Here is a 25,457-nt window from a genome sequence, read left to right as displayed (position 1 = left end):
TCCTAAGGCACCAGTCCCTATGTAGCTCCTTTCAGGCCCGCCAATGATCACGACCCCAAGTACTTACTCCGAAAGGGACGCTAAATCGCGCGGTCCCAGGGTCATGCTATACAGCCATGATACCTTTGGCCTTGGGCATCTGAGGCGCTCGCGCGCGCTTGCTGGGGCAATCACTGCGGCGGATCCCACTGCCTCGGCCCTGATATTGACAGGCTCACCGGTTGCTGGGCGTTTTGACTTTCCCACACGTGTCGATCACATGCGCCTTCCAGGCGTCATCAAGCGTTCCGACGGCAGCTATGCTTCACGTACCATGGGTATGAGCATCGAAGAAACCACCGACCTCAGATCCGGCCTGATCCTCTCCATGGCGGAGCAATATGATCCCGATGTGCTGATCGTGGACAAGGAACCAACGGGCTTTCGCGGAGAGCTGTTGCCCGCTTTGGAGCAACTTGCCAACCAAAGGCGCTGCAAGCTGGTTCTTGGGCTTCGCGACGTATTGGATGAGCCCGAGGTCCTGGCTGCGGAATGGGAGCGCAAAGAAGCCATTGCCGCCACTGAACGCTTTTACGACGAAATCTGGGTTTATGGGCTTCGCTCGATTTATGATCCCACCCAGGGTTTGGATCTAAGTGCGGATGTTCAGGCGCGCATGCACTGGACAGGCTATCTTAGGCGCGATCTTGGACGGTTGGATGAGCCACCTGAGCAACCCTATGTGCTGATCACCCCCGGTGGCGGTGGCGATGGCGCAATGATGGTCGACCTCGTTCTCTCCGCCTATGAGAGAGACCCACAGCTGGCGCCCCGCGCCATCCTAGTCTATGGGCCATTCCTCTCCGGTGAAACCCGCGAGGCCTTTGAGGCGAGGGTCGAGGCGCTGAACGGCCGGGTGAGCGCCGTTGGTTTTGAATCCCGTATCGAGACATTATTCTCGGCCGCTCAGGGGGTCGTCAGCATGGGCGGTTACAATACCTTCTGCGAAGTGCTTTCCTTTGATCGGCCAGCGGTCATCGTCCCGCGCACTACACCACGGCTCGAACAATGGATCCGTGCAAGCCGGGCCGAGGAGCTGGGTCTGGTGGCAATGCTCGACGAGAACCGCGATGGCTGGACGCCAGAGGCAATGATCCGTGCTATCCGAAAGCTTGCAGATCAACCCTCCCCCTCTGCCGCCTTCTCCGAGGGGCTGCTTGATGGGCTGGACTATGTTACGGAACGGGTTGCCGCTATTTTGCATGAAACACCGCGAAAGGCAGCGGAATGACACATCAGACCCCCACCCTTGCCGTTCTGGTGAAGGGGTGGCCAAGGCTTTCCGAAACCTTCATCGCACAGGAACTCGTCGCGCTGGAAGCAGCTGGCCTGGATTTTGAAATCTGGTCCCTGCGCCATCCCACCGATGTAAAGCGTCATCCCCTACATGACCGGCTACAGGCCCAGATCCGCTACCTCCCGGAATATCTGCATCAAGAGCCATCCCGTGTTTGGGAGGCCCGGAAAACGGCGCAGGCTCTACCGGGCTATGACGAAGCCTATCGTGTCTGGCGTCAGGATCTGCGCCGCGACCCCAGTCGCAATCGCATCCGCCGCTTTGGTCAGGCCTGCGTGTTAGCCGCAGAAATGCCCGCTGAGGTTCTGGGTCTTTATGCCCATTTCCTGCACACACCTTCTTCGGTCGCCAGATATGCAGCGATCATGCGTGGGCTTCCTTGGAGCTTTTCCGCCCATGCCAAGGATATCTGGACTTCTCCAGATTGGGAGATTTCGGAAAAGCTGTCCAGCCAACACCACGGCGCCCATTTCGGCGCGACCTGTACCGGTTTTGGGGCAAAACACCTGCAAGAGATGTCGGATGACCCTGCGCGCATCGATTTGATCTACCACGGACTTGACCTCAGCCGTTTCCCGGAGCCGCCACAACGCCTTTGGCGCAGGGCAAGCGATCCGCTGCAGCTGATGTCCGTTGGGCGTTTGGTAGAGAAAAAAGGTTTTGACCGCCTCATTGCGGCCCTTGCGTTACTCCCCAAAGACCTGGACTGGCATTGGGTTCATATCGGCGGAGGCGGGTTGAAAGACCTGCTGCAGGATCTGGCAGATGATGCTGGCATCGCGGATCGGATCACTTGGCGCGGTGCCTGCGACCAACCCGAAGTGATCGAGGCCATGCGCGCTTCCGATCTATTTGTTTTACCGAGCCGCATTGCCAGTGACGGCGATCGCGACGGGCTTCCCAATGTTCTGATGGAAGCCGCATCCCAGCGCCTCCCGATCCTTTCGACACCCGTATCCGCAATCCCAGAGTTTATCACCAACGGCACCCATGGGGTGCTCAGCCCGGATGCCCCCGAGGATCTTGCCCAGGCGCTGGTGTCTCTGGCCCGGAGCCCGGATCAGGCCTCCAGGATGGCCGAAGCAGCCCTCAACCGCCTGCGCCAGGATTTTGGCATGGATCCCGGCATTGCCCAGCTCAAAGAGCGTCTGGATGCAATGCTGCAGGGATCATGACGGAGATCGACCTGTCAGGCATCGCGTTTTACGCGCCGATGAAATCCCCAAAGCACCCTGTCCCATCAGGGGATCGAGAAATGGCACGCAATCTGATGGCCTTGCTTGCAGGCGGCCCTCCGGGACAGCGCGCGCCCTTGTCCGTGGAGCTGGTCAGTCAGCTCCGTATCTTTGACAAAGAAGGACGTACAAGCCGCCAGCAGGACCTCGCCGCAAAGTCAGATTTTGAGGTGGACCGCCTATTGCAAGAGATGCCGCCACTTGACCTTTGGGTTACCTATCACAACTACTACAAAGCCCCTGATCTAATTGGCCCCCGCGTGGCGCGCGCGCGCAACATTCCCTATGTTCAAATTGAAAGCACCCGCGCCCAAAAGCGCCTAATTGGTCCCTGGTCAGAGTTTGCAGCCAAAGCGCATGCAGCCGCAGATGCTGCAGATGTGATTTTCTATCTGACCAACCAGGACAAAGAGGCTCTGGAACGTGACCGCTTCGCGGATCAAATACTTGCACCTCTTCCGCCTTTCCTCCCCTTTGCCTCATTGCCCAAAGCCTCTACCGGGCTGGGACCAATGCTGACCGCCGGGATGATGCGCGAAGGGGACAAACTGGCCTCTTATCAACTGATTGCAGACACCCTGGGGCACCTCAATCAAGACTGGCGTCTCGATATTGCAGGCGATGGGCCTGCACGTGCTGCGGTTGAGGCTCTGATGGCGCCCTTTGGCACGCGTATACGCTTCTTGGGGCAGCTTGCTCGTGAGGAGCTGGCACGGCACTATGAACAGGCCAGCCTCTTCCTTTGGCCCGGTGTCAACGAGGCCTTTGGTATGGTCTATCTAGAAGCACAATCTCATGGGCTGCCCGTCGTTGCGCAGGATCGACCGGGGCTGCGAGATGTCCTAAGCCCCGAGGGCCAATACCCCAGGCCCGAAGAAGGCAGTCTCGCCATTGCACAACGGGTTGGGCAGCTCCTTCGCGAAGCAGATCTGCGCCATACCTTGGGACAAAAGGCGCGCAGATGCATCGCGCAAAATCACCTTGCCACAAGTGGATCAGCTGCGTTCTGGTCCGCCGTCACCCCAGTCTTGAGGGAGAAAAGCCATTGATCCGTCTTGCCCTTTTGCGCCATGGACATACTGCCTGGAACCGCGCTGGCCAGATCCAGGGCCGCAGCGATATACCGCTGGATCAAGAGGCGCGAGAAGAACTGGCGGGCTATGAACTACCAAAGGAGTGGCTGGGGGCTGACCTCTGGTCCAGTCCACTCTGTCGTGCGGTGGAAACCGCGCGTCTGGTCACTCATAAGACACCGCAATGCGCACCGGAACTTACCGAAATGTTCTGGGGAGAGTGGGAAGGCTGCAAGGGCCTTGAACTCAAGGCCGATCCGGAAAATGGATTTCGTGACATCGAAGACTGGGGCTGGGACTACCGCCCCCCCGAAGGAGAAAGCCCGGCAGAGGTCTGGGCACGTATTGAACCCTGGCTGTACAGTCTCTCGCGTGACAGCCTTGCGGTTTGTCATATCGGAATCATGCGCATGATCCTTGCAAAGGCCTATGGCTGGAACTTTGACGGACCGGCTCCTTTTCGGATCAAACGCAATCGGTTGTTTGTCGTCGAAATCACAGGCAGAGACCTCTCCCCCGTCCAGGATCCCGTGCGGCTGGTCCCGAGAGATCCCCAATGAAGGTTTTCATCGCGGTCACACATCTTCTTGGAACCGGGCATCTGTCGAGGGCACTGACCCTGGCGCGGGCCTTCCTTGCCGCGGGTCATCAGGTTCGCCTCGCGTCTGGGGGAACTCCTGCACCTCAGCTCAATAGCGCGGGCGTGGATCTTTTGCAGCTGCCTCCGCTCCGGTCTGATGGGGTGAATTTCAGTCAGCTCCTGACGCCTGACGCCCAAATCGCGGACAGCCATTACATGGCTGCCAGAGCCACCCAGCTCTGCACCGCTATGGAGCAGCTGCAGCCTGACGTTCTGATAACAGAGCTCTATCCTTTTGGCCGTCGTTCTCTGCGCCATGAATTCCTCGCACTTCTAAAAGCGGCCAAGGGCCTGCCTAAGCCGCCCATCATTCTGTCTTCTATACGGGATATTCTTGCTCCACCCTCCAAACCGGAAAAGGCCACAAAGGCGGATGAAGTTCTTGCGGCATATTACGATGCGGTGCTGGTACATTCAGATCCTAACGCCACGAAACTGGAGATCAGCTGGCCGGTTTCGCCTCTTCTTCAGGGCAAACTGCGTTACACGGGTTATGTCGCCCCTCCTGCGGCGCGCCCCCATCCTGACCGCCTCGGCGAGGGCGAGATTTTAGTCAGTGCGGGCGGTGGAAACGTGGGTGAAGAGATCTACCGAACAGCTTTGGAAGCGGCAAGACTGATGCCAGGTCACACCTGGCGCCTACTGGTCGGTGGCCAGGATGCGCCTTCCCGGATCAATGACCTGCAACAAATCGCGTCTCCGGCAATTTTGGAACCGGCCCGTCCCGATTTCCGCCAGATGCTCCTTCATGCTGCCGCCTCTGTAAGCATGTGCGGATACAATACCGCCCTGGATCTGCTCCAGGCGGGGACCCCTGGCTTGCTGGTCCCTTTTGATGCCGGCAATGAAGTGGAACAAGGCCTGCGGGCGAGCAGTCTTGCACCCTTGCCTGGATTTGAGGTCCTGACCGCCGCAGAGCTGACCGCTGAAACACTGGTTGAACGCGTTTCCCATCTTATTGCTGCTCCCCGGCGTGAGAGGAGTGCTTTCCAGTTTGACGGCGCTGCACGCTCGGTAGAGATTGCAGAGGATCTGGCTGGAGCCCGCTGATGACCCTTGATTGGACCCCTTTGGACAAAGAGCTGAGCCTCTGGAAGGCTGAGGCGCTGAAACTCCCGCTTTGGTGGCGCGATGATGACGCGATTGAACCAACGGAACCTTTGCACCGGTTGAGCGATCTTTCCGCGATATTGGGCCTACCCGTCCACCTTGCGGTCATCCCCGCCGCCGCGACATCGGAACTCGCTGAGTTTCTGCAGAGCCAGCCTCAGATGATCCCCGTGGTTCACGGTTGGCAGCATCGCAACCTGGCGGCTGAGGGGCAGAAGAAATGTGAGTTTCCAGAGGATCGCCCCATAGACCAAGCCCTGCTGGAAATGGAAACTGGATTGTCAAAGCTGCAAGAGCTGCTTGGCCCATCCCTACAGCCAATCTTTGTCCCACCTTGGAACCGTTTGGCGCCGCAGTTTCTGCCATGGATGGCGGGTATTGGCTATCACGCCATTTCCACCTTCACGCCTCGCAAATCCAGCAGAGCCTCTGGTGCTCTGGAACAGATTAACACCCATCTCGATCCCATCGACTGGAAAGGAAGCCGCAGCCTTGTCGCTCCGGAAAAACTGATCCATCAGGTAGCCGAGCAATTGCGTGCACGCAGGGTCGGCGAGGCCGACAACCAAGAACCCTATGGCATTCTCACCCATCATCTGGTTCATGATGAATCAATCTGGGATTTCACCGAAGCGCTTCTAACCCGGTTGCTGCAGGGGCCCGGAACCGTTTGGCGATTTGAAACAAGGACACATTGAATGAGCAGATTGGATTCCATGCTGCGCCGGTTGACCGCACAGCGCGATGGGCTGAACTGGGCTGCAAAAATGATCGCCTCTCTCGAGGGGGATGTCCTGGATCTGGGATTGGGCAATGGTCGCACCTATGACCATCTGCGTGAGACCTGCGCCGACCGGCGCGTTTGGGTCATTGACCGTGTGTTGCAATGCCACCCCTCTTGCGTCCCTCCGGCAGAGAACTTCCTGCAAGGAGAAGCAGAGCCGATGCTGGATCGCCTGGCCCTGTCAGGGCACAGGATTGCCCTGGCCCATTATGACTTTGGCTTTGGCGTCAAAGAAAAAGACCTCGCCGAAGCGGTTGCGATGTCGCCTGCAGTTGCGAAGGTCATGGTCAAGGGCGGGATCATCGTCTCTGGCCAACCTCTCGTCGGCTTCGAAGAGCTGACAGGACCCGAGGGAATTCCCCCCGGCCGCTACCAGTTTTACCGGGCCTGAACAGCCTCTTCTCAGAGTTGAAGGGCATGCAACACGCCGAGCTGACGTTAGGCGACCCTGTGACCGCGGGACCAGACCCCTCTGACCGCGGCCGTATCGTCGACCATGGCAAAGCGAACCAGATCGGCTCTTTTGCCAATATCAATCCGGCCACGATCAAATAAGTTCACTGCATCTGCTGGTGCCTGAGTAACAGTTGCAACCCCCCGGGCCAGATCGCCCCATATCTGGCCCAGCTGGACCGCTGACATCAACAGAGCGCCGGGTACATAGTCGGAAGAGACAATATCCAGCAGCTCCAACTCGGCAAGCTCCTGAGCTGCGACATTGCCCGAGTGAGACCCGCCACGGATCAGGTTGGGCGCCCCCATCATCACCTTGATGTCATGTGAGCGACAGGCACGGGCAGCTTCCACAGTGGTGGGGAACTCCGCCAGATGGATCCCATGCCTAGCGGAAACTGCCACTTGGTCCTCTGTCGTATCATCATGGCTGGCGAGTACCGCGCCAAAGCGCTTTGCCGCCCTGACGGCTTCAGCTTCGTGCAGGTCACCATATCTATCCCGCAGGGTCTTCAAATGGGCGATATGCGCCTGAAACTGTGCATCATCAAAGCCATGCTTGCCTTTGACATAGGCCTCCAACTTGGAAACATCACGGAACTGCCGTTGCCCTGGAGTGTGATCCATCAAAGAGACCAGACCAACCCGATCCTCTTCTCCAAAGGCATTCAGCTCTTCAACCAGGGTATCAGAGCACACCTCAGCCCGCAGATGCAGAAAATGCGAAATCTTGAGAGCCTCTTTGGCCCGCATGTCCAAAAGCTCACTCGCCAGGCCTCGCGCATAAGCGCCATAGCGGCTCTCTTTGCGGCTGACAGAGCCTACGCGCATTGCATCAAAAACCGTAGTAATGCCGGTTCCAGCCAGCTCCGCATCATGGGCGAGAATGGCCGCGGCATGGGGCCAATCGACGCCTGGCCTCGGCTGAATATGCCGCTCCAGATTATCTGTATGCAGTTCGACCAACCCTGGGCAGAGGAAATCTCCACCGCTGTCAACTGCCCCTTTCGGGATACTGCCTCCTTCGGAAATATCTGCAATAACGCCTTCTACAACCTTCACAGATCCGCAAAGGGTTTCGCCCGGCAGAACCAGTGTGGCATTGGCAAGGATCAATTCATCTGTCATCTGAATTTCACAACTTTCGAGATATAGCTTCGGCCACGTATAGGAGGCCAATGTGACATTCACGCGATACGCGATCTATTTTGCGCCCCCGGCGGATGCCGAATGGGGACGGTTTGCGACCCGCTGGCTGGGCTGGGACATGGGAGCGGGCTGCGAGGTCACGCAGCCTGAAATTGATGGGCTGGATCTGGCGGCAATCACTCGTGTACCGCGCAAATACGGGTTGCATGCAACGCTGAAGCCGCCGATGCGCCTTGCGCCCGGAACCAGTTTGGCTGAGCTGCAAACGGCCTGTGCTGATTTGGCTGCCCGTCAGGCGCCTGTTGTCCTGGACGGGTTGCATCTGGCCCGCCTGGGACGTTTCCTCGCGCTGCGCGTCACCGGTAATGAGGCCGCTCTGAATGTCCTGGCCAGCGCCTGCGTTGCCGATCTTGACGGATTTCGTGCCCCCGCCAGCGAAGCAGAACTTGCCAAACGCCGCTCGGCTGGATCGAGCATGCAACAGGATGCCAATCTTATGCGCTGGGGCTACCCCTATGTGATGGAGGCTTTCAAGTTTCATATCACGCTGAGTGGGAAATTGCCCAAATCTGACCTCCCGGCTGTTGAGGCTGCGCTTGACACGCATCTTGCACCCTTGCTGCCCACGCCTTTTGAAATCCGGGATCTGGCGCTGGTGGGCGAAGATAGCGAGGGTCGTTTCCACATGTTCCACCGCTACACCCTCACCGGTTCTACCGCGGCATAGATTGCAACGCGGGCCGCTATCACTGCATCCGCCAGATCTCCTGAGTTATCGATCTGGTACAGGCGACGGAGCCCCGCAGGCAGCGGGTGCGATGCGCGGGCGAGACGACGTTCGACCTCGGCGGTCCCCTCGCGCCCGCGCTGTGCCAGCCGCTGTGCAAGGACCTCAGATCTGGCAGTCACCGAGAGCACGATAAAGTCTTCAAACACTGCCTGCGCCTGCAGCAGGACTGCGCGGGAGAGATTGACCAACACCCCTCGCCCTTCAACTCTCAGCTCATCAATGCTGCGTGGAATGCCATACAGCAGCCCGTGGGCAGGCCAATGCAAAGCAAAGCCGTCTGCCTGCATCATTTTGGCAAAAACCTCCTCGCTGACCGCATCATAGTCTTCGCCCCCAGCCTCTGGCGCGCGGGTTACGACCCGCCGCATCAAGCAGAGCTTGGGATCTGCGGCAACCAAAGCCTGCATCAGACTGTCCTTGCCAACCCCGGAAGGGCCGACCACGGCAATGACCGGCCCTTTTTCTGTGCTGGCACTCATGCTGCCACCTGTGGCGAAAAGATTGAAACATCAACAAAGCTGTCGCAGACCTGATTGCGGGCTGCCTCGTCATGGAAAATGCCTATGATAGCTGCGCCGCGCGCTTTGGCACCTTCGATCAGGCGCAGCACTGTGGCGCGATTCTGCGCATCCAGACTGGCGGTGGGTTCATCCAGCAATAGCGCGGGATAATCATAGGCAAAGCCCCGTGCGATGTTCACCCGCTGCTGCTCACCGCCCGAAAAAGTGGTCGGGCTAAGGCTCCAGAGCCGTTCTGGGATGTTCAGCTCCGTCAGCAGCGACACCGCCTTATCGCGCGCCTTTTCCTGCGTTGTTCCAACTGCCAGGAGCGGTTCCGCCACCACGTCCAGCGCAGGCACACGGGGCACCACCCGCAAAAACTGGCTCACATAGCCCAGGGTCTCACGGCGCAGTGCAATGATCTGACGTGGCTCTGCCTGAGCCACATCCAGCCCCCCCACCATGATCCGTCCTGAGGCCGCCAGGTAGTTGCCGTAGATCAACCGCATCAGGGTGGATTTCCCCGCTCCCGATGCGCCCACCAGCCCGACACATTGCCCCGCTGTAACCTGCAGGTTCACCTGCTCCATCACCGGGATCACGGCGCTGCCCTGGTTGTGCAAGGTGAAGCTCTTGCTCACATTTTCGAGTTCAATCATCTTCTTCATCCTTCACACCTGCAGCACGCTAGAAACCAAAAGCTGGGTATAGGCATGTTGTGGGTCATCCAGCACCTGATCGGTGAGACCGCTTTCCACCACATGACCGTCCTTCATCACCATCAGCCGATCGGCGAGCAGCCGCACGACGGCCAGATCATGGGTCACGATGATGGCGCTGAGGCCCATTTCGCGCACCAGACCGCGCAACAGATCCAGCAGGCGTGCCTGAACGGAAACATCCAGCCCCCCGGTAGGTTCATCCATAAAAACCAGACGCGGAGCGGTGACCAGATTGCGGGCAATCTGCAGCCGCTGCTGCATTCCACCAGAAAAAGCGCTGGGGCGGTCGTCGATACGCGTCTCAGCAATCTCCACCCGGCCCAGCCAATCAGCAGCCTGAGCGCGGATTTCACCATAGTGACGATCACCAACGGCCATCAGCCGCTCACCGATATTGCCCCCGGCCGAGACCGACATGCGCAGCCCGTCACGGGCATGTTGATGCACAAAGGCCCAGTCGGTGCGCCCCAGCATCCGCCGTTCGGGCTCGGACATTTTCAGGGTGTCCCTTGGCCCCTCAGTGCGGGTGTCAAAAATCACCTCACCCCTGTCGGGGGCATGGTGACCCGCCATAGCATTGAGCAACGTCGACTTGCCCGACCCACTTTCGCCTACAATGCCCATGACCTCTCCGGGATAGAGGTCAAAGCTCACATCCTTGCAGCCGATCCGGGGCCCGTACATTTTTGTCAGCCTGTTCACCTGCAACAGCGGTGTCATCTCCTGGCCTCCTGCTGAAATACTCATCACGCAGCCGCCCCTTCCTGCTCTCCCAGACGCCCGACATGCCCCTCGGCACGGCGGCTGCGGCAATAATCCGTGTCCGAACAGACAAACATTCGGTTGCCCGCATCATCGAGGATCACCTCATCCAGATAGCTGTCCTCCGCTGCGCAGAGATCACAGGGATGATCCGCCTTACTCGCGACAAAGGGAAAATCCTCGAAATCAAGGCTCACCACCTTGGTGTAGGGCGGCAGCGCATAAATCCGCTGTTCACGGCCTGCACCAAAGAGCTGGATCGCAGCCATCTCCAATTTGGGATTGTCGAATTTCGGGATCGGCGAAGGGTCCATGACATAGCGGTCTTCCACCTTGACCGGATAGGCATACGAGGTGGCGATATCGCCATGTTGGCTGATATCCTCGTAAAGCTTCACATGCATGAGGCCATATTCCTCAAGCGCATGCATCTTGCGCGTCTCGGTCTCGCGCGGCTCCAGAAAACGCAGCGGTTCTGGAATTGGCACCTGATAGACTAGGATCTGATCCTCATTGAGTGCCGCCTCAGGTATACGGTGGCGGGTCTGAATAACGCTGGCCTTGGCGGTTACCTCGGTTGTCTCGACACCTGCTGTTCTTTCAAAGAATTTACGGATCGAAACCGCATTGGTGGTGTCATCGGCGCCCTGATCGATCACTTTGAGCGTGTCATCCGGTGTCAATGTCGCTGCAGACACCTGCACACCGCCGGTGCCCCAACCATAGGGCATCGGCATTTCACGGCTGGCAAAGGGAACTTGATAACCGGGGATAGCCAGGCCCTTCAAAATAGCCCGACGGATCATCCGCTTGGTTTGTTCATCAAGGTATGCAAAATTATAGTCAGACATGGTTTTCTCCATTTTCTGACGAGGTTTCAGTTTGGCTTTTTTCTTTCTTGGCGCGCTTGTAATCTTGGTTGTGGCCTTCATTGTTTGGGACATTCGCCGCACCCGCAGAAGGAAAGAATCGCTCTATCAAGACCACACGGGCGCCTGGGTTTGGATCGACCACAGTGGAGAAGAACGTCGTTCGGACACCCATCCGGAAGAACCCGGGGGAGAGTGGTACTCTGATGGGTCTGGAGATGGAGGAGACGGTGGCGGTGGAGATGGCGGTGGAGGGGACTAAGTGAGCCATTCTGACGAATTGCTGGGTACGGTCCTGGGCATTGCCATTGTGTTTCTGGTGGTGGCGGTGATCCTGGTTGGGCTGTTCTACCGCCCCAAGGCCCACAAAAAGACGCGCAGCCGATCGGGTTTCACTCATGGGATTGATGATACCTTGATTGATGGCGATGGCAGCAGTGGCGACTGAAGCGGAGTGGCTTTGACCTTTCTCACCCGGGATGCTTGCAGCCCGGGCTGCGCCTGCCTGCCCCCCGGCAGGCTGCGCCCTCTTGTTTCGGCACCTCATTCCGCAGCCTCCCGCGCGGCCATGTCCTCGGCTAGCTCCTGCGCTTCGCGGCGCAACTTGCGCACCAGCTCCAACTCGGACTGGAAATCGACGTAATGCGGCAGTTTGATATGCTCGAGAAAACCCGTCGCCTGGATATTGTCGGAATGACTGAGGACAAATTCCTCATCCTGGGCCGCAGCACCAAGATTATCCTCGCCCAATTCTTCCCAGCGCAGGGCGCGGTCCACCAGCGCCATGGCGATGCTTTTGCGTTCTGACTGGCCAAAGACCAGCCCATAGCCACGGGTAAACTGCGGCGGCACCGTCTTGGAGCCCTTGAACTGGTTCACAGTTTCACATTCGGTCAGCTCCACCTCGCCGATCTCAATGGCAAAGCCCAGCTCGGGGATTTCCATCTCGACAGGCACCTTGCCGATGCGCAGCTCGCCCACAAAGGCATGGTTGCGGGCATAGCCGCGCTGGGTTGAATAAGCCATGCCGAGGATAAAGCCCTCGTCACCGCGTGACAGCGATTGCAGCCGCACCGCGCGCCCGGCAGGAAAAGAGATTGGCTCGCGTGTCAAATCCCCCGGTTCGTCGTCCAGTTCCGGTTCCTGTTCGATGATGTTTTCACCTTGCAGGAACTCCAAAATATGGGGCGTTTCCTCGGTCCTCGGCTCCGCTGTCGGGGCCTCTGCCACTTCGCCATCCGCCGCCAGTTTGAAATCCAAAAGACGATGCGTGTAGTCAAAGGTTGGTCCCAGCACCTGCCCACCGGGCGCATCCTTGAAAGTGGCCGAGATCCGGCGATCACAGGCCATCGCTCCTGTATCAACGGGTTCGCTATAGCCAAAGCGCGGCAGGGTTGTGCGATAGGCTCTAATGAGAAAGATCGCTTCGATCAAATCACCGCGCGACTGCTTGATCGCCAGCGCCGCCAGATCCGGATCATAGAGTGAGCCCTCCGCCATGACCCGGTTCACCGCCAGGCTCATTTGCTCACGAATTTGCGCAATGGAGAGTTCCGCAACCGACGTATCACCCCGGCGTTCTTCTGCGAGCCAGGCATGGGCGTTGTCGATGGCGCGCTCGCCCCCTTTTACAGCAACATACATCTGATTATCCCTTTGCCGTGATAGAGGTAGAGCGCGGCAGGGCCATCAGCTCTGACCCTGAGGTGAAGAAGAAATCCAGCCCCTGCGGGTAACTTAAAGCGTTCTTTTGAAATGGAGCTACCGCTGGCAGAAAGACGTCCCGGCTGTCTTTGATCCCTGGTCCCCGCAGGGTGGCATTGGGCGCTTCACCAAAGGGCATTTCTACAATCAGTGTGCAGGAGCGGTCTGGATATTCTGCGGTGCCCATCCGAAAACGCTCAAGTGGTGCAATGGCCTCCCAGCCACCCAAAGCGAAATCGGCCCTCTCCGGAGCAACCACCGGCGCCCCGGTATGAAAGGCAATCCACTCTCTTAGCGCGGGCGTATCAAACTCAGACGTCAGATAGATGGCTGTTTCAGGATCACACAACGTCAGGAGCAGACTACCGGCCGCATCGGACACTCCGGCAGGCGGAACCGCTCCACCAATTTCCTGACGCTCTCCAGGGCGAGCCATGGCGCGCATGGCAGCACGAAAACCATAGGCTGCATCAAAGGCCGGTTCGGAAAAACCACCTGAAAAACTGCTCTGTTCGATCGTTTTCTGCATCAGTCCTCTCCCCGCACCATGGTGAAAAACTCAACCTTGGTTGCAGCCGCTTTGGCGGCTCGGTGTTCCTTGAGTGATTTTTGTTCCGCTTCCAGCGGGCGCAGAACGGCCTCTTTCAGAGCAGAGGCCACCGGCGTTTGCATCAGCGCATCGATCTTCGCCGCGATCTCAGCCTTTTGCGTGCTGCGCCCCTGTACATAGCCATGCCCGACAGTGCCGTCCTGCAGCGCCAGCGCACAGCGTGTTACGGTCATCTCACCCAAATTGAAGGGCGCACCTGTGCTGCCCATTCGGCCACGTACCATGACGCCACCAAACTGCGGCGCGCGCAGCCATTCAAAGGCTGGGTCACGATCAAAAGCTGCCCATAGCCCCGCAAGACGCGTTTCTTCTGAGCGGGCCAAAAGCCCCATCCAGGCTTTTCGCGCCCCCAGGGCGGGTTCATTTGTGGCGTTTTCTGTTTTCATGTCCCAAAACCTCTTGGCCAAGCTGTCTACTTGGCCTATACAACTAGACAAATATTAGAAAACTTGCCTGTGATTGCGCAACAGAAACCTTGTGAATTTTTCATGACATGACCGAAACAGAGCAAACTCCCGATCTGGCCAGAGCCAAAACAGCGGTCTGGAAATCCATCGCGATTTCACTGACCGATGACATTGCACAGGGGTGCTATGAGCAGGGCAGTAAGCTGCCATCAGAGGCTAAGCTTTCCGCTCGGTTTGGCGTTAACCGCCATACGGTTAGGCGCGCGCTGGCAGAGATGGCAGAGCAGGGCCTGGTTCATGCAAGGCGCGGATCCGGGGTTTTTGTGGCGGCACGGCCAACGGAGTATCCCATCGGGAAGCGCGTTCGTTTTCACCAGAACATTTCTCGTGGCGGTCAGGTGCCAGCCAAACGCATCCTGATGCTGGAAACCCGCGCAGCTTCTGCCACTGAGGCAGAAGCCTTACAAATTGCCGCAGGTGATCCTGTCCATGTCTACGACGGGCTCTCTTTGGCGGATGAGCACCCAATTGCTGTTTTCCAGAGTATTTTCCCGGCCGGCCCTCTGCCTGGGCTGCTCCACGCATTGGAGGAAAGACAATCAGTGACTGCCGCATTGGCGGCCTGCGGTGTAGCCGATTACACCCGCCAGGAGACCCGCCTCACAGCCAAACTGGCGACTGCGACCCAGGCGCTTCACCTACAGATTTCGGAAGGCGCACCAATCCTGCGCTCCACTGGCGTCAACGGAACTGTTGACGGCAAACCTATCGAATTCGGGAAGACTTGGTTTGCTGGAGATCGGGTTACTCTGACCCTGGGTGCACAGGACATCTAGCACTTCGATCGCCCGCTGTGGCAGGCTGGTATTCCAACCCCTTCCGTCCCACGCTCCTGAGAGCAAACAGGAAGAGTGCCGCCGCAAGACATTGCGACGGCGAAAGCCTCTAGTTCACGGCCTTTGCATTAAAAACAAAGAGTGTTTCCCCATTGATCTGATATCCGTCGATCAGACTCTTTGCCTTGTCGGACACCAACCACTCTTCGAGCGCCAACGCGAGTTCATGGCGCACATGCGGGTGCTTGTCAGGGTTCACCGGCAAATAGGCATATTGATTGAACAGCACCGGATCCCCGGCATAGAGCAAGCTAAGCTCCCCCTTGTTGCCAAAGTTCAGCCAGCTTGCGCGATCGGCCATGATATAGGCTTCCATCCCTGCTGCAGTATTCAACGCTGCCCCCATTCCGGCGCCAACTGCGCGATACCAACCACTAAATTGCTCTGGGTCTAGATCCGAGGCACGCCAGAGGCTCAGCTCTTTCTTGTGGGTACCACTGTCATCGCCACGGCTCACAAAGGGTTGCTCTGCGGTGGCTACGCGCTGCAGGGCTTCGGCGGCACTGGCAGAGGAATTGATGCCCGCCGCGTCGCCGGTTGGGCCAATGAAAACAAAGTCATTGTACATGATTTCACGCCGGTGGGTGCCGTAGTCGCCCGCAAGAAAGGCCGCTTCGGCCTTTTTGGAATGCACCAGAATCGCGTCGACATCGCCAGCCTCACCCAAGCGGATCGCTTGGCCCGTTCCAACCACAAGAAGCTGAACCTCCAGTCCAAGATCCGTCTGGATTTCTGGCAGCAGAATCTCTGCCAGGCCGGAGTTGTGAAACGAGGTGGTCACCGCCAATTTCATCTCTTCTGCCCAGGCCGCACCACTCAGGGCGAGGCCAACAAATGCGCCAAGCAACAACTGTTTCATTCGACAATATCTCCGTTCAAAAAGGCCTGAGCCTGCGAGGTTTGTGGCCCGGCAAAAAACGCGGCAGCGGGACTGAACTCATGGATGCGCCCATGCAGAACAAAGAGCACCTCATCCGCCAGGCGCTGCGCCTGCCCCATGTTGTGGGTCGACATGATTAGGCGTGTGCCCTCGGCGGCTGCCTGTTTCAGGATGTCTTCGATCTCGCGAGTGGCCCGCCCATCAAGCGAGGCGCAGGGTTCATCCAGGAACAGAACGTCTGGCTTGCGGATAAGGGCCCGCGCCAGTGCCAGTTTCTGCCGCTCGCCTCCGGACAGCCGTGTTGCCGGACGGTCCAGCGCATCGCCCAGGCTGATCCGGGCGGCCCAATCCGCGGCCTGCGCGCGCGCGTCTTTGCGCGCAGTGCCGGCCAGCTGCAGCGGATAGGCGATATTGTCCACCACAGAACGACGCATCATCACGGGGGACTGGAAGACAAAGGCTTGGCGGCGCTGCGCTTCTTCGCGCGCACAGCCCCAATCCAAGGAACCACCATTCATCCGCATGATGCCATGCAACATCTTCAGCAATGTTGTCTTGCCAGCGCCGTTTGGCCCAATGACGATCGTGGTGCCCTTGCCTTCGAGCTGCAGGTCAATCGGCCCAACCAGCACCCTACCATTGCGGCGCACCAAGGCGTCCTTCGCCACCAGAGGGAACATCTCTCTCACCAGCGGCCCTCCCGCTCTGTGTGACCCAGCCAGTGGATGGCGAGGTTCACCGCAATGGCCAGCGCAATCAGCACAAAGCCAAGGCCCAGCGCCATTGCAAAATCGCCTTTGCCTGTTTCCAAGGCGATGGCCGTGGTCAGTACTCGGGTGGCATGATCAATGTTTCCGCCCACCACCATGATGGCGCCAACCTCACCAATCGCGCGGCCAAAGCCTGCCAGCGCAGCGGTCAGCAGGGCGCGGCGCCCATCCCACAGAAGCGCCTGGATACGCTGCACCTGAGTGGCATTCATCGAGATTAGCAGATCGTGATAGTCGCTCCAGAGTTCGCGCAGCGACTGATGCGCAATGGAGGCAATCAGCGGAACGATAATGATCACCTGGGCGATGATCATCGCCGTAGGCGTGAACAACAATCCAAAGACCCCAAAGGGGCCAGAACGCGACAGGAAGACATATACGATCAGCCCAACAACAACCGGCGGCAGCCCCATCAGAGCGTTGAGCACCGCAATCGTGGCACGACGCATCCGGAACCGGCGCACTGACAACAGTGCCGCCATAGGCAAGGCAATGACCGAGGCAATGATCAATGCGGTCAGAGTCACCTGCAATGAACGCAGTGTAATCTCCACCAGATCACTGTCCAGGGTCACCAAGAGCCAAAAGGCCTGGACCATACCCTCCAAGAGATCAGACATGCTCTGCGCTTTGCTCCCCTAGCGGCAGCTTTCGCTGCCAGTTCTCTTCCAAATCGTCAAAACCACAGGCCTCTGTCCAACAACAGTGGGAATCTTGGCACAGGGTTAGATTCGGTCAAATTGACCAGCTCATGAATGCCCTTTCCTCGACAAAAGGTCAGAACAGAGCCCGTTCCTAGCGCGCACCCCTCCAAAATCCGCCTGCAAAACGGACAGGGCAATCCTCAGAAGCGACCTTGAAACAGTGTTTTTACCGCCTATATCGATATCGGGCCTAGAAAAAGCGCTTGTCTCCCGCGCCAGAGCGCCAAATTCGCACATCCCTCCTCTAAAACCGGCCCTTTTGCTTGCGTGCGAGATTTGAACATGAAACAAGCCCGTCTCAAAGTTTCATCCTGAAAACAACTTCGAGGATAAGCCATGTTCGATCTGCAGACGATGCGTGATCAGCTTGCCAATACCTATGACCTGGCGCCTAACCCTGACCTGGCGCAGGAGATGGCTGAAACCTTCGCCCGTATGGATCGGGTTGTCTCTCCGATGGACTGGGCCATGCATGCGCCCTATGTCGCCGCGATCCAGAAGCTCAAGAAAGAGCGCAACGCGGTGATCTTGGCGCATAACTACATGACGCCTGAAATCTATCACGGTGTTTCCGATGTGGTTGGCGACAGCTTGCAGCTGGCGATTGAGGCAACCAAAGTCGAGGCCGATGTCATCGTACAATGCGGTGTACATTTCATGGCCGAAACCTCCAAAATCCTGAGCCCGGAAAAAACCGTGCTGATCCCGGATATGGAAGCAGGTTGTTCGCTTGCAGAATCGATCACCGCCGAGGGTGTCGAAGAAATGCGCCGCCGCTACCCCGGCGCGCCGGTGGTCACCTATGTTAACACCACGGCTGAGGTAAAGGCGGCATCCGACATCTGCTGTACTTCTTCCAATGCGGCGCAGATCGTGGGCGCGATGGAAAGCGATACTGTGATCATGACGCCGGACCAGTATCTGGCACAAAATGTCGCCAAGGAAGTCCCGCATAAGAATGTCGTCTGGTGGGAAGGCTCCTGCATCGTGCATGAGCAATACAGCGCCAAAGATCTGCGTGATTTCCGCGAATGGAACCCCGGCACCCGCCTGATCGCCCACCCGGAATGCCCACCCGATGTGGTGGCCGAGGCGGATTACTCCGGCTCCACCAGCGGTATCATCAAATATGTCACCGATGAGAAACCGGAAAAGGCCCTGCTGATCACCGAATGTTCGATGGCTTCGAACATCGCTGACAGCCTGCCTGAGGTTGACTTCGTCGGTCCTTGCAACATGTGCCCCTACATGAAGATGATCACGCTGGAGAAAATCCTCTGGTCGCTGCACACCATGAGCGAACCGGTCGAAGTAGATCCGGCGGTAGCTGACAAGGCCCGGATCGCCGTCCAGCGCATGATTGATCTTTCGCAGAAACTGGGTATCTGAGGAGAGCCAGGGCCGGGATCGGTCTAAGCCAGGATTTGAGACTATGTCCCGGAGGCATCGAATTGCCCCAAGCCCTTGAAACAGATCGTATCGGGACCGACCGTATCGTGATCGTCGGCGCCGGCCTTGCAGCTCTCTATGCAGCATTAGAACTGGCGCCGCGCCCGGTCCTAATGATCTCCCCGGAAGAACTTGGCCAAGGCGCAAGTTCAGCCTGGGCACAGGGCGGTGTCGCCGCCGCCATGGCCAAAAGCGACAGTCCCGAAGCCCACGCCCGTGACACTGAGGATGCCGGTGCAGGCACCGTGGATCCGGAAGTAGCTGCCATGGTTACCCGGCTGGCACACGAGCATATTCTTGATCTCAGCGCGCTTGGTGCGCCCTTTGACAGGGATGCCCAGGGCAATTTCCTGATGAACCGCGAGGCGGCCCATTCTGCGGCACGCGTGGTGCGGGTCAAAGGGGATCAGGCCGGGCATCAGATCATGGAAACGCTGATTGCCATTGTCCGGGAAACCCCATCCATCCAAATCCTGGAGGGCACCGAGGCCCTGCGCCTGGAAACTCAAGGGCAACGCACCACCGGCGTATGGATCAGACTCTCCGGACCATATTCTGCTCCGATGCTGATCCGCTGCCCAGGTGTGCTGCTCGCAGGGGGTGGCTCTGGCGGGTTATTTGCCCATACTACCAATCCTCCCCGCGTTCGCGGGCAGGTGATTGGTTTGGCCGCGCGTGCAGGCGCTGTGATTGCGGACCCTGAGTTTGTGCAGTTTCACCCCACCGCAGTCGATTGCGGCGAGGATCCCGCCCCTCTGGCCACAGAGGCCCTACGCGGCGAAGGCGCCACGCTGATTAACGCGGATGGTATCCGTTTCATGCTGGATCAGCACACTGATGCGGAACTGGCTCCGCGCGACATCGTCGCTCGCGCTATCTTTGCCGAAGCCCAAGCCGGGCGGCGACCCATGCTGGACACCCGAAGCGCCTTGGGATCCGAAGTCCTGACCCGCTTTCCGGCGCTCGCAGAGACCTGTAAGCGCGCAGGCATCGACCCGCTCACCCAGCCAGTGCCCGTCGCAGTAGCCGCTCACTACCATATGGGAGGCATTGCCACCGATCAGAACGGTCGGGCCAGTCTGGGGCATCTTTGGGTCAGCGGTGAGGCCGCCTCTACCGGGCTTCATGGGGCCAATAGACTGGCCTCCAACGGCCTGCTCGAAGCCCTGGTCTACGCGCGGCGCGCGGCGCAGGACATTGCTGCAAGTCTCCCTGCTCCGACCGCTGAGACGCCAGAAGTCGAGCCAGCCTTCGGCCCAGGCGTCGCCGCGATGAACCCGGAGGCCGTCAGCAGGCTGCGCCAATGCATGACAGACTATGTTGGAGTGCGGCGCGACGAAGCTGGATTGCGGCAGGCCCTGACAATACTGGCGGAATTGGAGCAGGTGCAGGCAGAAGACGAGGGTTTCTGCAACATGTGCGCCACCGCAACCCTGATCGCCGCAGCCGCCCTGATGCGGCGCGAGAGCCGGGGCGGGCATTTTCGGGATGATTTCCCGCAGGCAGACCCCGCACAGGCGCAGCGCAGCCGCATTACCCTGGCTGAGGCTCTGACCCTCAGAACACAAGTCACTGAAGAGGCCCGGAACAGGGCCCAGAAGGAAACCACATGATCCTCTCTGCCCCCCTGCCCGACCTGCTGCTGGAACCTCTGGTACGTGCTGCTCTGCATGAGGACCTGGGCCAGAATGGCGACATTACCACCCGCGCCGTGATCCCGCCTGCCGCCCGCTACAGCGCAACGCTGAATGCACGGGAGGCTGGGGTGATCTCGGGCATGCAGATTGCGCGCATCGCCTTTCATCTGGTGGACCCCAACCTGAAGGTTGAGGTCCTGCGCGAAGATGGCAGCGCCTGTGGAGCCGGGGATACGCTGATGAGCATTGAGGGCTCTGCTGCTGCGATCCTGTCTGGCGAACGTGTGGCGCTGAACTTTGCCGGACGCCTGTCGGGCATTGCCAGCCTGACCGCCGGGTTCGTAGCCGAAACCAAGGGCACCAAGACCCGGATCACCTGCACCCGCAAGACCACGCCGGGCCTGCGGATGGTGGAGAAACAAGCGGTAATCCACGGCGGCGGCTCGAACCACCGTTTTGGCCTCTCTGATGCGATCCTGATCAAGGACAATCACATCGCAGCAGCAGGCGGCATCCCTCAGGTGCTCGAGGCCGCCAAATCCAGCGTCAGCCATATGATGAAAGTCGAAATCGAAGTCGATACCTTGGCGCAGCTCGAAGAGATTCTGCAGGTTGGCGGCGCGGATGTTGTGCTTTTGGACAACATGACCACAGATGAGCTATTGCAGGCGGTGAATATGGCCAAGGGTCGGCTAGTGACCGAAGCCTCTGGCAATATGAAGCTGGAGCGCATCGCCGAAGTCGCCGCTACGGGCGTTGACTATATCTCATCCGGTGCTTTGACCCATTCCGCTAAGACCTTGGATCTGGGCTTGGACTTCTAGGATAGATCAAAAGGTGATGCCGGACGCAGCCGCCCGGCATCACTTCTGTGCATCCTGGGCCCTGGTTAAAGGCAGCCGCGCGGGATCTCCTCCTGCCATTCCCTGGTCAGAACCTCAGTCCCCACCTCCCCTTCGCGTGCTGTGAGGCGCCGCCAGAGGTAAAAGTTCTCCCGGTCGCAGGTCATCTTGTTTTCGGTATCGACCTCAACCTGCCAGTCCCCGCGCTGGAAGGTGAATTTCCAGTCGCTGGCAAAAACAGCCGAGGCCGGATCATCAGGATGAATGGCATAGTGCATGGTCACATGGCTGCCCACGGTCATCCCATGATAGGGGTCAACTGCCTTTCCGTAGTCGTCAAAGGTATCCAGCACCAGAGTACCGTCTTCACGCTCATAGGTTTCGGAACGCCCGCCCGCGGGGCGCAGCTCTTCGCTTTGCAACTGTGGGTATTTGCGTGGAGCACCCGGGTTTTGCGGCTCTATTTCCGCTTCTGCGCTGACCTTGCGTTCTGGCAAGATCAATTGGCAACCTTGCAAATGCAGTGTCACCTCTGCCGCTTCGGGCGCGGGCCAGACAATGGGCCAGTAAGAGGTCGAGAGCGCCAGACGCAAACGATGCCCTGCCCGCAGATGATGCGCACATTCGTTCAGCTCGATCTCGGCCTCATAGCGTTTACCCGGCTCCAGCAGCTCCGGCGCCTCATGGCTTTGGTAATGGTTCAGGTTCAAAGGACGGAAAGTAATCCGCTGCGAGACCCCATCCGGCGCCACATCGCAAAGACGCGCCACCAGCTGCGCCACAGGTTTGTTCACCGTAAAGGCCACCCTCAGGCGTGGCCGCCCCAACAGCTCCAATGGCTCTGGCAATGCCCCTGTATCGAAGCAAAGAGAGAGCGCATCATCGTCGGCCTGATCCCCGGCCAGTTCATTATCATAACGCATGCCAGGGCAGAAATAACCCCCTGCCTGACCCAGCGTGGCGGGATTGCTGACGGTCTGCGTTCCCTCTACAGGATCTTGCTCTAGGGTCCCTGCCCCCAAATGCACAACGCGTTCGCGCAGATTTGGCGATGGCCAATCCTGTTCTGCGATCCAGCGCCCCCGGCGCGGTTTGTTCTGCATCGTGGGGTCAAAATGCTCCTGCATATAGGTGCGGTAGTCCGGCAGCGCCTCGACGCCTGTTTCTTCACCCCTTAGCCATTTGCCGAACCAGGCCAGCACCTCACCATGGAAATCCGCTGGGTCAAGCTTGGCAATATGGGCGTAGCGATGCTCCCAGGGGCCGATCAAGGCTTTGGCAGGGGCAGTCATATTGGCAGCCAGCCGAGGGGGCGCATTCACGTAGGCATCGGCCCAACCGGTAATGGCCAGAACCGGAGCCTCTATGCGCGAGAAGTCTTCGCAGACAGAGCCATGTTTCCACTGCCCAACCCGGGCTTGGTGACGCAGCCAATCGGCAGCCATAAAGGGCATTTCTTCCAGACGCCGTATCCAATCCTCCCGCCAGTCCGGCCGGTTTTCCGGATCTGAAGGGCGCGACTGATAGGCAAACATCTGGCTGCCCCAGTTGGCATTATCGCTCAGCAGGCAACCGCCCATGTAGTGAATGTCATCCGCATAGCGATCCGTGGTTGAGGCTACCGAGACCACCGCCTTCAGTGCGGGCGGCTGCCGGTAGGCCAGTTGCAACCCGTTGAAACCGCCCCATGAAATTCCGATCATGCCAATATTGCCATCACACCAATCCTGCGCGGCAATCCAGGCCAAAACCGCTTCACCATCGCTCAGCTCTTGTTCTGAATACTCGTCATCAAACAGCCCTTCGCTGTCACCGGTTCCGGCAATATCGACGCGAATGCAGGCATAGCCTTCCGCGGCGAAAACCCGATGCGTGGTCTCATCCCTCGGAGCGGTGCCATCGCCTTTGCGGTAGGGAAGGTATTCCAGGATTGCAGGCCCTGCGTGATCCACCTCCGGCAGCCACATGCGCGCGGCCAGACGCCGCCCATCCGGGAGAGGAATCCAAGTATGGTCAATGGTTTGAAAGGTTTGCGGCATGGGGGCCTTCTACTGGTTCGAGGTTTGATTTGGTGCGTTCTAGCCGCTCGAGCTTCGCTTTGAAAACAGCCAGGGGAAACTTCGCAGTTGCAAGCACAATTTCGCATTTGTTAGCAGTTAGAGAGCGATTCAGGAAAGGAAAGCCTTTGGAAAGTGACTTCCCGCGCAATTTGCGTTGGCTCTGTGCAGAACACGGTTCCATCGCCGAAACCTGCCGCGGGCTGGGCATCAACCGTCAGCAATTCAATAGATATTTGAATGGGGGCAGGCCCGCCGCCCAGATCCTGCGCCGTATAGCCAAGTATTTTGCCATCCCCGAAGACAACCTGCTGATGCCACATGCTGAATTCCTAGAACAGCAGCCTAGCTCCTCTGGCCTGGAAAAGAAGCCTGCTCTGGGCCATTTTTCGGGGCTGTTTCAAAATCAGGCCCGCCCGCTGCGACGGTTTCTGGGCCATTATCATGCCTATTACCGCACGCCGACCTGGCCCGGCCTGATCCTGCGCAGCCTGGTTCAGCTGCGCGCTGAAGACGGGCTTGTCCTGACCCATACTTTCGAGAGGGCTTCCAGCAGCGATGGCAGCATCAGGCAACGCAGCCGCTATCAAGGGCTGGCTGCCCTTCGCAATAATCGGCTCTGCATGTATGAAAGTGCTCGCCGTGAAGACGGTTTTCTCTCTGAGACGGTGCTCATGCCGGAGCATGCGCAGCAGACCAGCTATCTGCAGGGGCTGACACTAGGCATTTCCGCCCGTCCTGATCAGCAACCCTTTTCCACCCGTACTGTCTGGGTGAGGATCAGCGAACGTCTAAGCGCCCGTGATGCCCTGAACATGACTGGGGCCTATCCTGAAAACAGCCGGAACATCGACCCAAAGGTGCGCAGGCTTCTGGGAGAGGAAAACCCGCTTTGCATCAACAGGCCTCTATCCCCGGCAGAGGCTGGATCTGCCACTATTTAGGAAGCGTAGGCGCTGACTTCTCCAAGGCCAGTTCGGCGTCTGAGAACCTCCAGGGGCCGCGTACGCCTGGGATACCCTCCGGCTTGATCTGCATGTCTCGGTGTTGAATCTGCGGATCGGCAAAGGCCTGACCGATAGTATTGATCGGCCCCGCAGGCACTGTAGCGGCCTCCAATGCCGCCAAGAGATCCGCCTGCTGCCAACCACCAACAACCGCTTCCAGAAGCACCGTCAAAGCCTGGCGGTTCTCGACCCGCTGCTGGTTGGAAGCAAAGCGCGCATCCGATTTGACCCCAGCCAGCCCCAGCACATCACAGAGCCGCTGAAACTGGCCATCGTTGCCAACGGCCAAAATGACATGCCCGTCCTTGACCGCCATGACCTGATAAGGCGCAATATTCGGATGTTCATTGCCCAGCCGCGAGGGGCTGTCTCCGGTGGCGAGATAGTTCATCGCCTGATTGGCCAGAACCGCCGTGGCACAGTCCAGCAAAGACATATCGATGTGCTGCCCGCGCCCGGTGCTGTGGCGCTGCTCAACCGCGGCCAGAATGCCGATGGTCCCATATAGCCCGGTGACAATATCGGTAATGGCAACACCCACCTTCTGCGGCTGTCCACCCGGATCACCCGTAATCGACATGAGGCCAGACATGCCCTGCAACAGGAAATCGTAGCCCGCCCGTTTGGCATAGGGACCATCCTGACCGAAACCGGTAACGGAACAATAGATCAGACGCGGGTTCACCTCCGCCAGGCTGTCATAGTCCAACCCGTATTTCCTGAGGCCCCCAACCTTGAAATTTTCAATCAGGATGTCTGCATCCTTGATCAGCTCAATCACCGTATCACGCCCTTCTGGAGTGCGGAAATCAGCAGTGACACAGGTTTTACCCCGGTTGGCCGAATAATAGTAAGCAGCAGTCTTGTCACCGTCGCGCTCGATAAAGGGAGGGCCCCAGCGGCGGGTATCATCTCCCTCCGGGCTTTCGACCTTGGTCACCTCTGCACCCAGATCCGCCAGCGACTGGCCGATCCAGGGGCCTGCAAGAATACGGGCAAGTTCAACAACTTTCAGGCCGGAAAGCGGGGTCATCGGGCAGTGCTCCTATTGGGGGAGGCGTACTCCCCAAT

28 protein-coding genes are annotated in these 25,457 nt (G+C 58.7%); 15 read left to right on the top strand and 13 right to left on the bottom strand.

Annotated elements, in window-relative coordinates; all coding sequences use genetic code 11:
• The first annotated feature begins 43 nt into the window (after nt 1-43).
• Genes RSK20926_RS00455 through RSK20926_RS00425 form a run of 7 tightly spaced genes read left to right on the top strand, consistent with a single transcriptional unit; the run spans nt 44 to nt 6,569 of the window.
• A complete protein-coding gene (locus RSK20926_RS00455) occupies nt 44-1,270 on the top strand; it encodes a glycosyltransferase family protein (protein WP_232281823.1) in 1,227 nt (408 codons plus the stop codon).
• Nucleotides 1,267-2,511: a glycosyltransferase family 4 protein gene (locus tag RSK20926_RS00450; RefSeq protein WP_008203655.1), complete on the top strand. Its 1,245-nt coding sequence runs from the start codon at nt 1,267-1,269 to the stop codon at nt 2,509-2,511. The genes RSK20926_RS00455 and RSK20926_RS00450 overlap by 4 nt, the downstream gene beginning before the upstream one ends.
• Complete coding sequence (locus RSK20926_RS00445; protein WP_008203654.1) at nt 2,508-3,620, top strand: glycosyltransferase family 4 protein; 1,113 nt, start codon at nt 2,508-2,510, stop codon at nt 3,618-3,620. The genes RSK20926_RS00450 and RSK20926_RS00445 overlap by 4 nt, the downstream gene beginning before the upstream one ends.
• Nucleotides 3,617-4,204 carry a histidine phosphatase family protein gene (locus tag RSK20926_RS00440; RefSeq protein WP_008203651.1) on the top strand — a complete coding sequence of 196 codons (588 nt, stop codon included), beginning with the start codon at nt 3,617-3,619 and terminating at the stop codon, nt 4,202-4,204. The genes RSK20926_RS00445 and RSK20926_RS00440 overlap by 4 nt, the downstream gene beginning before the upstream one ends.
• Nucleotides 4,201-5,334 carry a glycosyltransferase family protein gene (locus RSK20926_RS00435; RefSeq protein WP_008203650.1) on the top strand — a complete coding sequence of 378 codons (1,134 nt, stop codon included), beginning with the start codon at nt 4,201-4,203 and terminating at the stop codon, nt 5,332-5,334. The genes RSK20926_RS00440 and RSK20926_RS00435 overlap by 4 nt, the downstream gene beginning before the upstream one ends.
• Nucleotides 5,334-6,092, top strand: coding sequence for a polysaccharide deacetylase family protein (locus tag RSK20926_RS00430; RefSeq protein WP_008203649.1), 759 nt, complete (start codon nt 5,334-5,336; stop codon nt 6,090-6,092). Before RSK20926_RS00435 ends, RSK20926_RS00430 begins: the two co-directional genes overlap by 1 nt.
• On the top strand, nt 6,093-6,569 hold the full coding sequence (locus RSK20926_RS00425; protein WP_008203648.1) for a class I SAM-dependent methyltransferase: 477 nt from the start codon (nt 6,093-6,095) through the stop codon (nt 6,567-6,569).
• 47 nt (nt 6,570-6,616) lie between these two features.
• On the opposite strand, the gene RSK20926_RS00420 is transcribed toward RSK20926_RS00425, so the two are convergent.
• Nucleotides 6,617-7,759 (bottom strand): alpha-D-ribose 1-methylphosphonate 5-triphosphate diphosphatase, encoded by a 1,143-nt coding sequence (locus RSK20926_RS00420; RefSeq protein ID WP_008203646.1) that lies wholly within the window; start codon nt 7,757-7,759, stop codon nt 6,617-6,619.
• Between the two features lie 52 nt (nt 7,760-7,811).
• Between RSK20926_RS00420 and RSK20926_RS00415 the strand changes: the two genes are divergently transcribed.
• Nucleotides 7,812-8,507, top strand: coding sequence for a DUF1045 domain-containing protein (locus tag RSK20926_RS00415; protein ID WP_008203644.1), 696 nt, complete (start codon nt 7,812-7,814; stop codon nt 8,505-8,507).
• On the opposite strand, the gene phnN is transcribed toward RSK20926_RS00415, so the two are convergent.
• The 4 genes from phnN to RSK20926_RS00395 are packed head-to-tail and all read right to left on the bottom strand — an operon-like array spanning nt 8,477 to nt 11,405.
• Complete coding sequence (gene phnN, locus RSK20926_RS00410) at nt 8,477-9,049, bottom strand: phosphonate metabolism protein/1,5-bisphosphokinase (PRPP-forming) PhnN (RefSeq protein ID WP_008203642.1); 573 nt, start codon at nt 9,047-9,049, stop codon at nt 8,477-8,479. The genes RSK20926_RS00415 and phnN overlap by 31 nt on opposite strands.
• Entirely contained in the window at nt 9,046-9,729 is a 684-nt protein-coding gene (phnL, locus tag RSK20926_RS00405) for a phosphonate C-P lyase system protein PhnL (protein ID WP_037253410.1), read from the bottom strand. Before phnL ends, phnN begins: the two co-directional genes overlap by 4 nt.
• 12 nt (nt 9,730-9,741) lie before the next feature.
• Nucleotides 9,742-10,512: a phosphonate C-P lyase system protein PhnK gene (gene phnK / locus RSK20926_RS00400; RefSeq protein WP_008203638.1), complete on the bottom strand. Its 771-nt coding sequence runs from the start codon at nt 10,510-10,512 to the stop codon at nt 9,742-9,744.
• A gap of 26 nt (nt 10,513-10,538) precedes the next feature.
• Nucleotides 10,539-11,405: an alpha-D-ribose 1-methylphosphonate 5-phosphate C-P-lyase PhnJ gene (locus tag RSK20926_RS00395; protein ID WP_037253163.1), complete on the bottom strand. Its 867-nt coding sequence runs from the start codon at nt 11,403-11,405 to the stop codon at nt 10,539-10,541.
• Between the two features lie 31 nt (nt 11,406-11,436).
• Between RSK20926_RS00395 and RSK20926_RS23095 the strand changes: the two genes are divergently transcribed.
• Together RSK20926_RS23095 and RSK20926_RS00390 are read left to right on the top strand one after the other, a co-directional pair.
• Nucleotides 11,437-11,685: a hypothetical protein gene (locus tag RSK20926_RS23095; RefSeq protein ID WP_157133001.1), complete on the top strand. Its 249-nt coding sequence runs from the start codon at nt 11,437-11,439 to the stop codon at nt 11,683-11,685.
• Nucleotides 11,686-11,871, top strand: coding sequence for a hypothetical protein (locus tag RSK20926_RS00390; protein WP_008203633.1), 186 nt, complete (start codon nt 11,686-11,688; stop codon nt 11,869-11,871).
• A gap of 95 nt (nt 11,872-11,966) precedes the next feature.
• Here the strand turns inward: RSK20926_RS00390 and RSK20926_RS00385 are convergent, their stop codons facing one another.
• Genes RSK20926_RS00385 through phnG form a run of 3 tightly spaced genes read right to left on the bottom strand, consistent with a single transcriptional unit; the run spans nt 11,967 to nt 14,123 of the window.
• The gene (locus tag RSK20926_RS00385; protein WP_008203632.1) at nt 11,967-13,067 is read right to left on the bottom strand and encodes a carbon-phosphorus lyase complex subunit PhnI; all 1,101 of its coding nucleotides are present in this window, start codon (nt 13,065-13,067) and stop codon (nt 11,967-11,969) included.
• Between the two features lie 4 nt (nt 13,068-13,071).
• Complete coding sequence (gene phnH / locus RSK20926_RS00380; RefSeq protein ID WP_008203631.1) at nt 13,072-13,656, bottom strand: phosphonate C-P lyase system protein PhnH; 585 nt, start codon at nt 13,654-13,656, stop codon at nt 13,072-13,074.
• Nucleotides 13,656-14,123: a phosphonate C-P lyase system protein PhnG gene (gene phnG / locus RSK20926_RS00375; protein WP_008203630.1), complete on the bottom strand. Its 468-nt coding sequence runs from the start codon at nt 14,121-14,123 to the stop codon at nt 13,656-13,658. Before phnG ends, phnH begins: the two co-directional genes overlap by 1 nt.
• A 107-nt stretch (nt 14,124-14,230) precedes the next feature.
• Here phnG and phnF point away from each other — a divergent pair, with 107 nt between their 5' ends.
• On the top strand, nt 14,231-14,980 hold the full coding sequence (gene phnF, locus RSK20926_RS00370; protein WP_008203629.1) for a phosphonate metabolism transcriptional regulator PhnF: 750 nt from the start codon (nt 14,231-14,233) through the stop codon (nt 14,978-14,980).
• Nucleotides 14,981-15,089: 109 nt separating this feature from the next.
• Here phnF and RSK20926_RS00365 read toward each other — a convergent pair whose 3' ends face one another.
• From RSK20926_RS00365 to RSK20926_RS00355, 3 genes are read right to left on the bottom strand one after another with little or no spacing between them, the layout of a single operon-like run.
• Nucleotides 15,090-15,899 (bottom strand): substrate-binding domain-containing protein, encoded by an 810-nt coding sequence (locus RSK20926_RS00365; RefSeq protein WP_008203628.1) that lies wholly within the window; start codon nt 15,897-15,899, stop codon nt 15,090-15,092.
• Complete coding sequence (locus RSK20926_RS00360; RefSeq protein ID WP_008203627.1) at nt 15,896-16,600, bottom strand: ATP-binding cassette domain-containing protein; 705 nt, start codon at nt 16,598-16,600, stop codon at nt 15,896-15,898. The genes RSK20926_RS00365 and RSK20926_RS00360 overlap by 4 nt, the downstream gene beginning before the upstream one ends.
• A 5-nt stretch (nt 16,601-16,605) precedes the next feature.
• A complete protein-coding gene (locus tag RSK20926_RS00355; protein ID WP_008203625.1) occupies nt 16,606-17,310 on the bottom strand; it encodes an ABC transporter permease in 705 nt (234 codons plus the stop codon).
• Nucleotides 17,311-17,730: 420 nt separating this feature from the next.
• On the opposite strand from RSK20926_RS00355, the gene nadA reads away from it, so the two are divergent.
• The 3 genes from nadA to nadC all read left to right on the top strand — a co-directional run bounded on the left by nadA (nt 17,731) and on the right by nadC (nt 21,304).
• A complete protein-coding gene (nadA, locus tag RSK20926_RS00350; RefSeq protein ID WP_008203624.1) occupies nt 17,731-18,783 on the top strand; it encodes a quinolinate synthase NadA in 1,053 nt (350 codons plus the stop codon).
• Nucleotides 18,784-18,845: 62 nt separating this feature from the next.
• Nucleotides 18,846-20,456 carry an L-aspartate oxidase gene (locus RSK20926_RS00345; protein WP_008203623.1) on the top strand — a complete coding sequence of 537 codons (1,611 nt, stop codon included), beginning with the start codon at nt 18,846-18,848 and terminating at the stop codon, nt 20,454-20,456.
• Entirely contained in the window at nt 20,453-21,304 is an 852-nt protein-coding gene (gene nadC / locus RSK20926_RS00340; RefSeq protein ID WP_008203622.1) for a carboxylating nicotinate-nucleotide diphosphorylase, read from the top strand. Before RSK20926_RS00345 ends, nadC begins: the two co-directional genes overlap by 4 nt.
• A 65-nt stretch (nt 21,305-21,369) precedes the next feature.
• Here the strand turns inward: nadC and RSK20926_RS00335 are convergent, their stop codons facing one another.
• A complete protein-coding gene (locus RSK20926_RS00335) occupies nt 21,370-23,361 on the bottom strand; it encodes a CocE/NonD family hydrolase (RefSeq protein WP_008203621.1) in 1,992 nt (663 codons plus the stop codon).
• A 146-nt stretch (nt 23,362-23,507) separates the two neighbouring features.
• Between RSK20926_RS00335 and RSK20926_RS00330 the strand changes: the two genes are divergently transcribed.
• Nucleotides 23,508-24,323, top strand: a complete 816-nt coding sequence (locus RSK20926_RS00330; protein WP_008203620.1) for a helix-turn-helix domain-containing protein — start codon at nt 23,508-23,510, stop codon at nt 24,321-24,323.
• Here the strand turns inward: RSK20926_RS00330 and RSK20926_RS00325 are convergent.
• Nucleotides 24,316-25,419 (bottom strand): CaiB/BaiF CoA transferase family protein, encoded by a 1,104-nt coding sequence (locus RSK20926_RS00325; RefSeq protein WP_008203619.1) that lies wholly within the window; start codon nt 25,417-25,419, stop codon nt 24,316-24,318. The two genes, RSK20926_RS00330 and RSK20926_RS00325, sit on opposite strands and share 8 nt — an antisense overlap.
• Between the last annotated feature and the right edge of the window lie 38 nt (nt 25,420-25,457).

It is taken from the genome of Roseobacter sp. SK209-2-6 (assembly GCF_000169455.1).
Lineage (GTDB): Bacteria > Pseudomonadota > Alphaproteobacteria > Rhodobacterales > Rhodobacteraceae > Pseudophaeobacter.
Note: the sequence above shows the minus strand (reverse complement) of the source record. Positions and strands in the feature narration are given on the sequence as shown.

Excerpts from the sequence above, each read along its gene's own strand:
- RSK20926_RS00455 (WP_232281823.1), top strand. The coding sequence starts at position 44 with ATGATCACGACCCCAAGTACTTACTCCGAAAGGGACGCTAAATCGCGC.
- RSK20926_RS00450 (WP_008203655.1), top strand. The coding sequence starts at position 1,267 with ATGACACATCAGACCCCCACCCTTGCCGTTCTGGTGAAGGGGTGGCCA.
- RSK20926_RS00445 (WP_008203654.1), top strand. The coding sequence starts at position 2,508 with ATGACGGAGATCGACCTGTCAGGCATCGCGTTTTACGCGCCGATGAAA.
- RSK20926_RS00435 (WP_008203650.1), top strand. The coding sequence starts at position 4,201 with ATGAAGGTTTTCATCGCGGTCACACATCTTCTTGGAACCGGGCATCTG.
- RSK20926_RS00430 (WP_008203649.1), top strand. The coding sequence starts at position 5,334 with ATGACCCTTGATTGGACCCCTTTGGACAAAGAGCTGAGCCTCTGGAAG.
- RSK20926_RS00425 (WP_008203648.1), top strand. The coding sequence starts at position 6,093 with ATGAGCAGATTGGATTCCATGCTGCGCCGGTTGACCGCACAGCGCGAT.
- RSK20926_RS00420 (WP_008203646.1), bottom strand. The coding sequence starts at position 7,759 with ATGACAGATGAATTGATCCTTGCCAATGCCACACTGGTTCTGCCGGGC.
- phnN (WP_008203642.1), bottom strand. The coding sequence starts at position 9,049 with ATGAGTGCCAGCACAGAAAAAGGGCCGGTCATTGCCGTGGTCGGCCCT.
- phnL (WP_037253410.1), bottom strand. The coding sequence starts at position 9,729 with ATGATTGAACTCGAAAATGTGAGCAAGAGCTTCACCTTGCACAACCAG.
- phnK (WP_008203638.1), bottom strand. The coding sequence starts at position 10,512 with ATGACACCGCTGTTGCAGGTGAACAGGCTGACAAAAATGTACGGGCCC.
- RSK20926_RS00395 (WP_037253163.1), bottom strand. The coding sequence starts at position 11,405 with ATGTCTGACTATAATTTTGCATACCTTGATGAACAAACCAAGCGGATG.
- RSK20926_RS00385 (WP_008203632.1), bottom strand. The coding sequence starts at position 13,067 with ATGTATGTTGCTGTAAAAGGGGGCGAGCGCGCCATCGACAACGCCCAT.
- phnH (WP_008203631.1), bottom strand. The coding sequence starts at position 13,656 with ATGCAGAAAACGATCGAACAGAGCAGTTTTTCAGGTGGTTTTTCCGAA.
- phnG (WP_008203630.1), bottom strand. The coding sequence starts at position 14,123 with ATGAAAACAGAAAACGCCACAAATGAACCCGCCCTGGGGGCGCGAAAA.
- phnF (WP_008203629.1), top strand. The coding sequence starts at position 14,231 with ATGACCGAAACAGAGCAAACTCCCGATCTGGCCAGAGCCAAAACAGCG.
- RSK20926_RS00365 (WP_008203628.1), bottom strand. The coding sequence starts at position 15,899 with ATGAAACAGTTGTTGCTTGGCGCATTTGTTGGCCTCGCCCTGAGTGGT.
- RSK20926_RS00360 (WP_008203627.1), bottom strand. The coding sequence starts at position 16,600 with ATGTTCCCTCTGGTGGCGAAGGACGCCTTGGTGCGCCGCAATGGTAGG.
- RSK20926_RS00355 (WP_008203625.1), bottom strand. The coding sequence starts at position 17,310 with ATGTCTGATCTCTTGGAGGGTATGGTCCAGGCCTTTTGGCTCTTGGTG.
- nadA (WP_008203624.1), top strand. The coding sequence starts at position 17,731 with ATGTTCGATCTGCAGACGATGCGTGATCAGCTTGCCAATACCTATGAC.
- nadC (WP_008203622.1), top strand. The coding sequence starts at position 20,453 with ATGATCCTCTCTGCCCCCCTGCCCGACCTGCTGCTGGAACCTCTGGTA.
- RSK20926_RS00335 (WP_008203621.1), bottom strand. The coding sequence starts at position 23,361 with ATGCCGCAAACCTTTCAAACCATTGACCATACTTGGATTCCTCTCCCG.
- RSK20926_RS00325 (WP_008203619.1), bottom strand. The coding sequence starts at position 25,419 with ATGACCCCGCTTTCCGGCCTGAAAGTTGTTGAACTTGCCCGTATTCTT.